The organism is Desulfitobacterium sp. (genome assembly GCF_035539115.1).
In the GTDB taxonomy this organism is placed as follows: Bacteria; Bacillota; Desulfitobacteriia; order Desulfitobacteriales; family Desulfitobacteriaceae; genus Desulfitobacterium_A.
Genome location: NZ_DATLJA010000037.1, coordinates 1 through 11,926 on the forward strand (window position 1 = coordinate 1; position 11,926 = coordinate 11,926).

The 11,926-nt window shown below is 44.4% G+C and carries 10 protein-coding genes and 2 pseudogenes; all 12 read right to left on the reverse strand.

All coding sequences use genetic code 11. The features are described from left to right. Positions 1-73: 73 nt before the first annotated feature. A complete protein-coding gene (locus VM640_RS06890) occupies positions 74-1,168 on the reverse strand; it encodes an ABC1 kinase family protein (RefSeq protein WP_325390689.1) in 1,095 nt (364 codons plus the stop codon). Between the two features lie 67 nt (positions 1,169-1,235). Further along, the gene (locus VM640_RS06895; protein WP_325390690.1) at positions 1,236-1,517 is read right to left on the reverse strand and encodes an AbrB/MazE/SpoVT family DNA-binding domain-containing protein; all 282 of its coding nucleotides are present in this window, start codon (positions 1,515-1,517) and stop codon (positions 1,236-1,238) included. Between the two features lie 131 nt (positions 1,518-1,648). Continuing rightward, a complete protein-coding gene (gene smpB, locus VM640_RS06900) occupies positions 1,649-2,116 on the reverse strand; it encodes an SsrA-binding protein SmpB (RefSeq protein WP_325390691.1) in 468 nt (155 codons plus the stop codon). A 449-nt stretch (positions 2,117-2,565) separates the two neighbouring features. Beyond that, complete coding sequence (locus VM640_RS06905) at positions 2,566-3,960, reverse strand: GntP family permease (RefSeq protein ID WP_325390692.1); 1,395 nt, start codon at positions 3,958-3,960, stop codon at positions 2,566-2,568. A gap of 46 nt (positions 3,961-4,006) precedes the next feature. Then, positions 4,007-4,126: pseudogene (locus VM640_RS17095) on the reverse strand (hypothetical protein); the annotation flags it as partial. Next, the gene (locus tag VM640_RS06910; protein WP_325390693.1) at positions 4,087-4,215 is read right to left on the reverse strand and encodes a hypothetical protein; all 129 of its coding nucleotides are present in this window, start codon (positions 4,213-4,215) and stop codon (positions 4,087-4,089) included. The pseudogene VM640_RS17095 and the gene VM640_RS06910, both read right to left, overlap by 40 nt. A gap of 29 nt (positions 4,216-4,244) precedes the next feature. After that, positions 4,245-4,991, reverse strand: a complete 747-nt coding sequence (locus tag VM640_RS06915; protein ID WP_325390694.1) for an SDR family NAD(P)-dependent oxidoreductase — start codon at positions 4,989-4,991, stop codon at positions 4,245-4,247. Next, entirely contained in the window at positions 4,988-6,568 is a 1,581-nt protein-coding gene (locus tag VM640_RS06920) for an acyl CoA:acetate/3-ketoacid CoA transferase (protein ID WP_325390695.1), read from the reverse strand. Before VM640_RS06920 ends, VM640_RS06915 begins: the two co-directional genes overlap by 4 nt. 278 nt (positions 6,569-6,846) lie before the next feature. Continuing rightward, entirely contained in the window at positions 6,847-8,568 is a 1,722-nt protein-coding gene (locus tag VM640_RS06925) for a sigma 54-interacting transcriptional regulator (protein WP_325390696.1), read from the reverse strand. A gap of 384 nt (positions 8,569-8,952) precedes the next feature. After that, positions 8,953-10,977 carry a sodium-translocating pyrophosphatase gene (locus VM640_RS06930; RefSeq protein ID WP_325390697.1) on the reverse strand — a complete coding sequence of 675 codons (2,025 nt, stop codon included), beginning with the start codon at positions 10,975-10,977 and terminating at the stop codon, positions 8,953-8,955. A 213-nt stretch (positions 10,978-11,190) separates the two neighbouring features. Next, entirely contained in the window at positions 11,191-11,415 is a 225-nt protein-coding gene (secG, locus tag VM640_RS06935; protein ID WP_325390698.1) for a preprotein translocase subunit SecG, read from the reverse strand. 162 nt (positions 11,416-11,577) lie between these two features. Continuing rightward, positions 11,578-11,926 (reverse strand): annotated as a pseudogene (gene eno, locus VM640_RS06940) (phosphopyruvate hydratase); the annotation flags it as partial.

Consider the following 11,926-nt stretch of genomic DNA (forward strand, 5'->3'; position numbering starts at 1 on the left):
TGAATAAGGTTATCTTTTCTCATGTATATAGTATAGCATAAATACCCGATAAATACTATTATCAACAGGAATATCAACCATACACATAGTACGAGGGACAATTCATCTCCCCATTGAAATGGGGAGGATTCTTGCCTTTACGTCCTAAATGCTCAAAAACCGTGACCATTTCATCAGCATCTTTTTTAAATATCGCCATAACTAAAGCGACAAGCTCTTCACGCATGTCCTTTTCAATACGACCCATCATCCCAAAATCTAAGAAGACAAGTGTCCCATCCTTTTTAACAAGCAGGTTACCTGGATGGGGATCCGCATGGAAGAAGGAATCCTGGAGTAACTGCTGGACAAAAGCAGCAATCAAGGTGTCTGCCAGGAGTGCTCGATCAAGGCCTGCCTTTTCTAAAGCTTCAGGATCATTCACTTTATACCCTTCAATAAACTCCATGGTCAAGACACGTTGGGTTGTGTATTCCCAATAGATTTGGGGAACATAAAATCTCTTATCTGCGGAGAAATTCGCTCGGAAGGTATCTGCATTCCGACCTTCTTTAAGGTAATCTAATTCATCCAGGGTCGTTTCAACAAATTCGTTATAAATCTGTTCCAGATCGACTGCTGCATTGATCTTCGGATAGCGTTTTGCAAAATTTACCACGAAACGGAGGGCATCAAAATCGATCCGGATAATCTCCTCGATGCCAGGCCTTAAAATCTTCACCGCTACTTTCTTATGTTCTTTCGTCTCCGCGGTGTGAACCTGTCCTAATGAAGCAGCCGCCACAGGCAATTGGGAAAAATTCTTGAAAATCGCGTTAATACCGCAACTGTATTCTGCTTCGATACGTTGGATAATCTCTTTCGTCGCCACTGGCTTAACCGCATCTTGCAATTTTGAGAGCTCACTCGTGTACTCTTCAGGCAAAACATCCACTCGGGAACTAAAAAATTGGCCGAGCTTAATTAGTAGCCCCCCGAGTTCTGTGGCTGTCTCTGCAAAATATCGAGCTTGTTTACGATAAACGGCTTTCTGCTTAAGCTCTCGCTTCTCCGCACTGCTGAATCGCGTACTTTTACTAAGCCACCATAGTTGGAACACAGAACTTAAGAATAGGGTGATAATTTTGCGAAAACGTTTGTCTCGAAAATATTTTATGATAAGTGACATGATTTCCTCCTAATTTTCGCGCAAGCCATCTTAACCAAATATCTGAAAATCAAAGTAGCCCCAACTGTTATTTTTCCTTATCCTCTTTATTACCATTATCCTTTTCATCGTCGCCTTCCGAGAAATTAAACATTTCCTCAAAAAATCGGGACTTTCTAAACATTATATCTGCGAACTTCGTCATCACCTCGGATTTAAACAAGATGATAACTCCTTTTCTCTTATTACCTAGGACAAGGAATTTCTCGCCCGGCTCGATTCCAATTTCCTCTCTCGCCTCGGCTGGAATTACAACTTGACCTCGTTCTCCCATAACTGTCGATCCATAGAATTTACCATGATGCCTCATTCCTGCCACCTCCAATTAGTATGATACATCATACTTTTCATATTTGCAAGCTCGGTGATCTCGTATTAAGGATACCGCCCTTTAACTTAAAAAACAGCTATCTCGCTTTACGCGAAATAGCTGTTTTATTTTTATCCTTTTTCACGGTCTCTTAAACTTCGTTCCATATCCCGTTTAGCATCCCGTTCGGCAATAGTTTGGCGTTTATCATAATTTTTCTTACCTTTACCAACCCCAAGCTCGATCTTCGCCATACCTCGTCGCAAATAAATCCGTGTCGGAATCAGAGCCAATCCTTGGAGCTGAATCTTGCCGATGAGCTTGATAATCTCGGAATGGTTCAGAAGCAGCTTCCGTTTTCGTAAAGGGTCATGATTGAACCGATTTCCTGCTTCATAAGGGCTAATGTGCATCTGATAAAGCCATACTTCCCCATGATCAATCCGAGCATAGCTATCTTTCAGATTCACTCGACCATTACGAATCGACTTGATCTCTGTTCCTGTTAAAATGATCCCGGCTTCAAGCTTCTCTTCAACGAAATAATCGTGATAGGCCTTTCTATTTTCGGAGATGACCTTAATCCCTTCAGATGCCACAATGACCCTCCTCTCTGTTGCGAGTTTCAGTATAGCATAATTTCTCGTTTTTTCCCAGTTCTGCTCTCCCTCACAAGAATGACTAAAGAAAGCGAGAACTTAGAATCGCCATAAAGAAAACTTGGCTTACGCCAAGCCTCTGGTGTAGGCGGAAGCCTTAGTTGCACTTATGCTATCTGCCAGAAATTTATACTTTCTGTTAGTATAAAGAAAACCCGGCTTTCGCCGAGCTTGGCGATAAGAAGACTTGGCCAGCGCCAAAGCGATGGCCTTAGTCGCCTTATCCTGCCGGACTTAACTACTTGCATCGTAGGAAAGCGAAAACCGCTGGTTGCACTTAGAGTTTATCTGCCGGAAATTTATACTTTCTGTTAGTACCAAATAGTATGGAGCTGCCTACACGGCAGCCCCATTCTTCAGGGATAATGTTTTTGGTTGAACAAATCTGATTACACGAAGTGAAAAACACCTTGAAGCAAAATAAGAACAAGAACAGTACCCGTTTTCAATAACGTAATTGCGAAAATGTCTTTATAAGATTCCTTGTGTGTCAGTCCTGCAATTCCCAAAAGGGTAATCACGGCTCCATTGTGGGGTAAGGTATCCATTCCTCCTGAGGCCATTGATGCTACGCGATGAAGTAGTTCGGGACTAATCCCTGATCGAGTCGCCCAATCCAGATAATATTTTCCAAAGGTGTCGAGTGCAATGCTCATTCCACCTGAGGCTGAACCTGTAACACCTGCCAAGACGTTAACCGTTACTGCCTCTGAGAGAAGAGGACTTCCATTTCCATTAATCCCCGTTAGGGCATGCGCAATGCTCTGGAAACCGGGCAAAGATTTGATAACATTTCCAAACCCAACTTCTGATGCTGTATTCATAACAGCTAATAAGGAACCAATTGCTCCGGCATTAATTGCTTTGGCCACATTTCCTTTGATCCGTTTAGGATTGATGATAAGCGCAAGCACTGATCCGATAACTAAGGCAATGATGAGCGCCCAGTTATTCATCGTCCCAACGACACCCGCTTTAGCTATATTGTAGGGTGCCTGTGTCGCCCAAGCTGTAATGTCCCAATTAGGGAAGACAACTTTTTGGAGGATTAAGGTTATGACTAATACCGAAATGAGCGGGACTACCGAAAGCAATGGATGAGGAAGATTCGTATCTTCAACTATTTCCGGTTCTTGTTTATGATTTGTGCCATATCCCTCGCCAGCGGCTTGTGCAGACCGTTTCCGCCATTCTAAATAGGCAAGCCCGCATCCGAGGACAATAATTGTCCCGAGGATTCCGAAAACAGGAGCGGCATAAAGATCTGTATTAAAAAATTTCATTGGAATTGAGTTTTGAATTTGAGGTGTTCCGGGAAGAGCATCCATGGTAAAGGTAAAGGCACCTAAAGCGATCGTTGCTGGAAGCAGCCTTTTGGGAATGTCGGCTTCTTTAAAGATCGATGCCGCAAATGGGTAGACTGCAAAAGCAACGACAAAGAGACTTACACCACCATACGTTAAGATTGCAGCGGATAACACCACCGAAAGAATGGCCTGGCGTTTACCGAGTTTTTGGACTATGAAACGCGCAATCGCTTTCGCGGCCCCTGATTCTTCCATGGCCTTACCAAAGACAGCGCCTAATAGGAAGAATGGAAAGTAAACTTTTACATAGCTCGCTAAATTCGGTAAAAAGATTTCTGTATAAGTTGGCATAATGGCCATTCCGGAAAACACTGCGGCCAAGATGGCAAATACGGGTGCGAAAAAGATAACAGAGAAACCACGGTAGGCCATGAACATCAAGAGCGCAAGACTGAGGAGAATACCTAATACCTCCATCTTATAAACACCTCCATAATTTATTTCCTGGCTTAGCCAGCGGATACTATTTCTCTACGACCATTGCAATCCCTTGACCTCCGCCGATGCAAAGCGTCGCTAAGCCTCTTTTGACATTTTGCCGTTTCATTTCATGAAGAAGAGTGACGAGAATTCTGGCCCCGCTCCCAAATCTGAGGCAGCAACCTGGCTAAGCGCACCATTGAAAGATCCGACAGGTGTCCGAACGGCGCTCACAATCACGACTTCTTGCATATTTATCCCTCCTTTCATTTTAATCTAGCTTAAATTAAATAACCTCCATTGATATCCAGGACTGCCCCAGTAATATAGGAGGAGGAGTCTGCTGCCAGAAAGACTGCAGCTTCGGCAATCTCTGAAGGTTCCGCTAGACGGCCTACAGGAATCTTGGCGATGAGAGCCTGAAGTTGCTCCTCCGGGTATTTCACCATCATATCCGTTTTGATATAACCCGGAGCCAAAGCATTACACGTTATTCCCTTGACGACATTCTCGGCAGCTGTAACTTTTGTTAGGCCTATTAGACCAGACTTGGAAGTTGCATAATACCCTGTCCCGAAAATTCCCATGCGCGCGGTAAGGGATGAAATGTTGATAATTCGACCATACTTATTTTGGCGCATGCTGGGCAGTACAGCCTTTGTGCAAATGAAAGGGCCTGTAAGATTGACCCCTAATACCGCACTCCAGTTTTTCAGATCCCCTTTATGAATTAAACCATCTCGATTAATTCCTGCATTGTTAACAAGAATATCGATCCGACCAAAGCGTTCTAAAACCTGCTCAACCATAGCGCCGACTTCGCCCTCTTGCGTCACATCCGCTAAAAACGCCTCAGCTTCTACACCTATGGCACGAAGCTCTTCAACGGTCTCCAGTGCTTTCTTTTCATTTAAAGCGATATCGTTGATTGCAATTTTAGAACCTTCCCGCGCGAAGGTTAACGCGATCGCTCTTCCTAATCCTTGACCACTTCCTGTAATGAGAGCAACTCTATCTTTGGTCATCATTTCGCAACATTCCTTTCATTAGCAGACATTTCAAGCAGCATCGGCTTGTCTGTAAAAATTCTGGGGTCCATTATTTTTAATTCCTTAGAAACAATAGGACGAAACTCCATTTTCTCCAGGACATCTTTCTCGAGATCAATTCCAGGTGCAATCTCCGTCAAAATGAGGCCTTCATCCCCTAATTCAAAGACAGCCCGTTCTGTAACGTAAAGGACCTTTTGTTTATTTTTCCGAGCATAATGACCGCTAAAGGTCACATGCTCTACTTTTTCAAGAAGTTTTGTTGTTTTTCCATCTTGGTCAATTCTTAAGCGTCCTTCACCCACGTTCACTTTTAATCCGCTCGCCATAAACGTGCCGCAAAAAACGACTTTTTTGGCATTTTGAGAGATGTTAATGAAGCCACCTGCTCCCGCAATTCTTGGACCAAAACGACTTACATTGACATTTCCTTCCTTGTCCATTTGAGCCATTCCCAGAATTGAGATGTCCAGTCCGCCACCATCATAAAAGTCGAATTGAGCAGCTTGGTCAATGATACATGATGGATTATAACTCGCCCCAAAACTTAATCCCCCTGCAGGTATGCCACCAATTGCCCCTGCTTCTACCGATAAAACAATTTCATCCAGAGTTCCCTCTTCTGAAGCTACAACGGCAACTCCTTCAGGAGCCCCAATTCCCAGATTTGCGATTGCATCCGGGAACAATTCCAAATAGGATCGCCGCGCAATAACCTTTCGTTCATCCAAGGGAATAGGACTTACATTACCGAGGGGAAGCTTCAGTTCCCCACTATAAGCTGGATTATACTGTTCGCCAAAGGTCATCATATGATATTTCGGGTCACTTGAAACCACAACTACATCGACTAAGATTCCAGGTATCTTCACGCTTCTGGGTTTTATAGATCCCTTTTGAACCACACGCTCAACTTGGACGATGACCAAGCCCCCGCTGTTTTTAACGGCCTGTGCCACAGCAAGAACCTCAATGTCAAGAGCTTCACTTTCCATCGAAATATTGCCGTCTTCATCAGCTAAGGAACCTCTGATCAATGCAACATCGATCGGAAAGCTGTAGTAGAAAAGATATTCTTTTCCTCTTAACGTGATCAGTTCAACTAAATCTTCGTGAGTAACCTGATTCAATTTACCGCCATCATTCCGAGGATCAACAAAGGTTCCAAGCCCAACATGCGTGATCGTTCCAGGCTTGCCTGCTGCAATATCCCGAAAAAGATGAGAGACAACACCTTGGGGAAAATTGTAGGCTTCAATTTTTTCTTCGACAGCGAGCTTTCCTAATTTCGGAGCAAGATTCCAATGCCCTCCAATAACCCTTTTAATCAGGCCTTCTCGAGCAAGGTGATTCATTCCTCGATTTTTCCCATCTCCTTGTCCTGCTGCATAGACAAGAGATAACCCCTTAGGGCTTCCTGTTTCTACAAATCGCCTTTCCAAGGCTTCTGTCAATTCTTCTGGGTGCCCGATAGTAACAAAGCCGTCAATAGCAACCATACTTTCATCCTTAATCAACGCAACTGCTTCATCGGCTGTAAGAAACCGTTTTTTCACTTTAATCCCTCCTGTCTCGATTTGGTGGAGGATCCACTTAACAGTGCTCCCTTGTTCAGAATATATAAGCAAATATCATGCCAACACGCATAAAAGCCTAGAAGACCTTTGTCTTCTAGGCTTTTATGCATGGCTTCTTTGTACTTATAGATGCAAAACGTTGCGGAATAGCTACACAACTATTCAGAAAACACTGAAAAATGATTATATTTCCTATTCCGCAGTCTCCGTTGCGCTATCGCTACATGTAGTAATATCGCAATCTTAACTCGACCTATCTACTCTGTTAGCCCGTACTTTTCCATTTTGCGATATAAATTTGTTCGATGTATTCCTAATATGTCGGCCGCTTTTGCTTTATTTCCTGTCGTCAATTCTAAGGCTTTTAAGATTGCTTTACGTTCAGCCTCCGCAATTTCGAATGCTAACGGTTGGAGTACTTTAAGGCTTTGACCTCCTTCACGATCTTGTAAATACAAAGGAAGATCGCGGATGCAAATTCTATCCCCTTCGGCAACATTCATGGTTCTTTCGAGCGCATTCTGTAATTCACGAACATTCCCTGGCCAAGCATAAAGCTTAATTAGATCCTTCACTTTTCGGTCCAAAACCTTCGGCGAAGCGCCCATTTCACGTTCGATCTTTTCCAGAAGATAATCACTCAAAAGAATGACATCTCCCTCTCGTTCTCTTAAAGGAGGAATATTAATCGTGAAAACGTTAAGTCGATAATAAAGATCTCTTCGGAATTCCCCATTTGACACCATTTTTTCCAGATTACGATGGGTTGCTGCAATGATTCGAATATCGAGTTGCAGAATCTGATTACTCCCTACGCGTTCAACTTCTTTTTCCTGGAGCACCCGTAGTACTTTAGCTTGCATTGCCAAAGGGAGGTCTCCAATTTCATCTAAAAAAATCGTCCCACTATTTGCGATTTCGAATTTACCCGGTTTTCCTCCCTTTTTAGCTCCTGTAAAAGCCCCTTCTTCATAACCGAAGAGCTCCGATTCCAGTAATTCTCCGGGAATCGCTCCACAATTTACGCGGACAAAGGGCTTATTATTTCTGGAGCTTGCGGCATGAATCGCATGAGCGAAGAGCTCTTTACCGGTTCCGCTCTCACCGAGTAACAGAACTGTCGATTTTCCAGCAGCTGCCTTTTCTGCAAACGTTTTCGCACCCAAGATCGCAGGACTATTGCCAATAATACTGGAAAATGTATATCGATATCTTTGATAATGTACAAGTTCCTTCTCATAAAATTTAATTTTATTTTCCAATAAGTCAAGCTTCTCAGCCAAAGTTCGCAAGTCCTGAACATCACGAAACATGACCTTACCAACTGCACCTACGAGTTTTCCATTCTCGCGTAAAGGCAATCTCATGACTAAAGCTTCTTTGCCAGTGATAATCATGGGTTCACCAATTTCGGCTACCCCAGTTTGCGCCACAATCTCCATCCGGCTGTTCGGTAGAACCTCTGTACAATGTTTTCCGATCGCATCCTCCTGTTTAACATTCAAGAAATAGCAATATGCGTTAGTGATACGAGTGATGATTCCTTTGGGATCAACAACCATAACTCCGTCATAAGCATGTTCAAAGATATTCTCCCAATCTTCGAGCGAACTCTGAGTGTTATTCAGTTGGGACAAAAGTCGCTCGAAATCGCTTCCGTCTTGAAGGATTACCACAGTCCCCACTTTTTGTCTTTTCTTCTCTAAGGGAAAGCGATTGACGAGGATCATGCGTCCCTTGATCATGGGACGTTCCGCATTTACAAAGCGCTCGGCCGTTTCTGTATTTGGTTCTGAGTTAGGGATAAATTCTGTGATTTTATGATAAAGAATTGCGTTAAGCTTGCTACCCAAATAATCCGCAACTACCGTATTACAGTACTCTATCTTATCTTCTCTATCCGTTACGATAATTCCAATTTTGATTGCTTCAAAGATGTCTAAATGATCGAGATCAGATGATACCTCGCGTAGGCTCATTTTGCTCCCTCATTTCTCAATTCAATCCCCATGAAGCGTTCGGATGAACACTGCCCGAGCAGCTGCTTTCTTCCGCTCCGAACCTAAGTGTAGGATATTCCCAGACTTTTCGAAGATCACAACCTCAGACTACTTGTTCACCGTGCGCTCCTGACTCAGTAAAATGGTTCAGTCAATCTCCTTTCAGCATTCATCGACCATACCCCTTTCACTCGGCTGAAATAGAGGAAGGGCACCAACTCTTCTCAGAGGTGCACCCTTCTCAACTCACTTTTCGGTCCGACATTCTTGAAGCAAGACTATCACTTCTATAGCCATCATTATCATAGCAATCTAGTCGAAAAACTAAACTCAGGCTTAAGCAATCTTGTATTCACCGATAACCTATCTTAAGAATGGAGCGATGATCAAAGAAATTGTGCCCATAACCTTAATCAAAGCATTTAAGGAAGGACCAGCCGTATCCTTGAATGGGTCTCCTACGGTATCGCCGATAACCGCTGCTGCGTGAGTCGGCGTTCCTTTTCCGCCAAGGTTTCCAGCTTCAATGTATTTCTTCGCATTATCCCAGGCTCCACCGGCATTCGCCATGAAGATCGCCATCAGCAAACCGGAAACAGTTCCGCCCGCAAGCATTCCACCCATGGCATCTTTACCAAGCCCAAAGCCAACCAGCAGCGGAGTTCCCACTGCGAGCAAACCGGGGATAACCATTTCACGAATTGCAGCTTTTGTGGAAATATCCACGCAAGCCCGGTAATCTGGTTTGGCCGTCCCTTCCATCAGACCCGGGATTTCACGGAATTGCCGACGAACTTCGCCAATCATTTCAAAGGCAGCTTTACCCACCGCTTCCAAACAAAACGCTGAGAAGAGGAAGGGCAGTGCCGCTCCGATGAATAAACCAATAATTGTCGTCGGGACAAGAAGATCGATTTTATCCACCTGAGCCAACTGAGAGAAGGCGCTGAACAGGGCAAGACCTGTCAAAGCAGCCGAGCCAATGGCAAAGCCCTTAGCCACGGCAGCCGTGGTATTGCCAACCGAGTCCAGCTGATCGGTCGTTTTACGGACACTCGGATCGAGTTCAGCCATTTCGGCAATGCCACCGGCATTATCCGCAACCGGTCCGAAGGAATCGATTGCAACAACCATACCCGCCGTGGAGAGCATGGCCATAGCCGCCATCGCAATTCCAAAAACACCTGCCGCTTGGAAGGAGACAAAGATGGCAACACAAATCACGATAACGGGTAGTGCCGTACTCCTCATCCCTGTCGCCAACCCGGCAATGAGATTGGTCGCCGCTCCCGTTTCTGAAGCCTTGGCAATGGCTTGAGCAGGCTTCTTTTGGTTCGAGGTGTAATACTCTGTTAACATGCCGATAAGTACGTTGACAACTAACCCCGCAATAACCGCGATGTATACTCGGTTCGGAGTTACAGTCAAGATATCACTCACTTTTAAACTAGCAGGTAACATCAAGTGGAGCAGGCCGTAAGCCGCGATGGCCGTTATTAAATTCGTACCCCAAAGTCCTTTATTTAAAGCCATCTGGGGATTGGCATTCTCACTGGTGCGCACGAAGAAACTTGCAATAATGGCGGAAAGCAGTCCGACTACGCCAAGCATCATCGGTAACATCAATCCAGGTAACCCATTATCGACTTGTTTATAGATCGTTACTCCGACTAACATTGCAGCAATCGTGGACGCTGCGAAGGATTCGAAGAGGTCAGCACCCATGCCCGCGGTATCTCCGACATTATCTCCGACATTGTCTGCGATAACAGCCGGGTTACGGGGGTCGTCTTCCGGAATCCCGACTTCGACTTTACCAACAAGGTCAGCGCCAACATCCGCTGCTTTGGTATAAATTCCTCCACCAACACGAGCAAAGAGGGCAATCGCGCTCGCGCCAAAAGCAAACGAGTTAATGATTTCGGCATCGTGGAACCACAGATAAAGCACTGCGACTCCAATAAGACCTAAGCTGACAACAGATAAACCCATGACCGCACCGGCGCGGAATGAAACGCCGAGGGCTTTATTAAGGCTTGTTCGAGCCGCTTCTGTGGTTCGGGTATTAGCTCGGGTCGTAATGGACATCCCCACATAACCCGCTGCAGCAGAGAGTATGGCACCAAACAAAAAGGAAACTCCTGTTTGCCATCCCGTCTGCCCTTTCAAGAAATACAAGAGAAAGAAGATAATAATAACGAAAGGAATGAGTGTTCGATATTGACGATTGAGATAAGCCATCGCTCCCTCTTGGATGGCTTGCGAAATTTCCTGCATCCGGGCATTTCCCGGATTCTCTTTTAAAACACTGGTTGCAAAGTAAAATGCAAAGATAAGACCAATTACACCTGCCACGATGGCAATGAAAGGCATTGAAGCAAAATCCATGGTAAAAAAACCTCCTATGTTTTGATGGATAAACCTGAGCCTGCCCCACTATGTGCATTTATTCAGTTTCCCGAGTCCTAGACGTCTAAGCCACATTCCTTGCTGATAATTATGTAAGATCAAATCATGTCTTTGAGCTTTGAGCAAATGAACGGTTGAGTCGAAATAAGAATATAAAAATAGCGATGAAAAAGCAAAAAGGAGCCCCTGGCTTTATTTTAAAAGCCAGGTCACTCCTAATGAGCTCAATAAAAAAAGTACAGCTGAAATAATAGTTACTTTCCCGAACAATTCATCCATACCTTTCTTTTGTCCAAAAAAGGCTTCACCAGCCCCGCCAATCGCGCCAAGACCAGCGCCAGTTCCAGATTGGAGAAGCACAGTCGCGATCAATCCAAGTGAGCTAATCACCAAAATAACCGTTAAAAAAATCACCATGATGCTATCACCTCCTCAACTCAATGCCATATCTGTGTCATAATCTTTTTACAATAACTAGTAGACCTATTTTAGCATAGAAAAGCGAGAAAAGGCAAGGGACTTAGGCCGGTAACAGCAAAGACTAAGTCCCTTGCTTGCTCTTATTTAAAAGCTATATTTCTACCGTGCCAAACTTTCTTTTCCACGGTAAATGGCAGAATCTCCAAGTTCCTCCTCGATCCGCAGCAACTCATTATACTTTGCAACGCGCTCGGTGCGGGCAGGGGCCCCCGTCTTAATCTGTCCTGCATTGACCGCAACTGCAATATGAGCTAGTGTGACATCTTCTGTTTCCCCAGAACGATGGGAAATAACAGCAGTATAACCTGCACGTTTTGCCATTTCAATCGCATCAAGAGTTTCGGTTAGCGTTCCAATTTGATTAAGCTTAATCAGAATTGAATTCGCGCATTTTTCTTTAATTCCTTTGGCCAGACGCTTAGGATTCGTCACAAACAAGTCATCTCCA

Excerpts from the sequence above, each read along its gene's own strand:
- VM640_RS06905 (WP_325390692.1), bottom strand. The coding sequence starts at position 3,960 with ATGGAGGTATTAGGTATTCTCCTCAGTCTTGCGCTCTTGATGTTCATG.
- secG (WP_325390698.1), bottom strand. The coding sequence starts at position 11,415 with ATGGTGATTTTTTTAACGGTTATTTTGGTGATTAGCTCACTTGGATTG.
- VM640_RS06890 (WP_325390689.1), bottom strand. The coding sequence starts at position 1,168 with ATGTCACTTATCATAAAATATTTTCGAGACAAACGTTTTCGCAAAATT.
- VM640_RS06895 (WP_325390690.1), bottom strand. The coding sequence starts at position 1,517 with ATGAGGCATCATGGTAAATTCTATGGATCGACAGTTATGGGAGAACGA.
- VM640_RS06930 (WP_325390697.1), bottom strand. The coding sequence starts at position 10,977 with ATGGATTTTGCTTCAATGCCTTTCATTGCCATCGTGGCAGGTGTAATT.
- VM640_RS06915 (WP_325390694.1), bottom strand. The coding sequence starts at position 4,991 with ATGATGACCAAAGATAGAGTTGCTCTCATTACAGGAAGTGGTCAAGGA.
- VM640_RS06910 (WP_325390693.1), bottom strand. The coding sequence starts at position 4,215 with ATGCAAGAAGTCGTGATTGTGAGCGCCGTTCGGACACCTGTCGGATCT.
- VM640_RS06925 (WP_325390696.1), bottom strand. The coding sequence starts at position 8,568 with ATGAGCCTACGCGAGGTATCATCTGATCTCGATCATTTAGACATCTTT.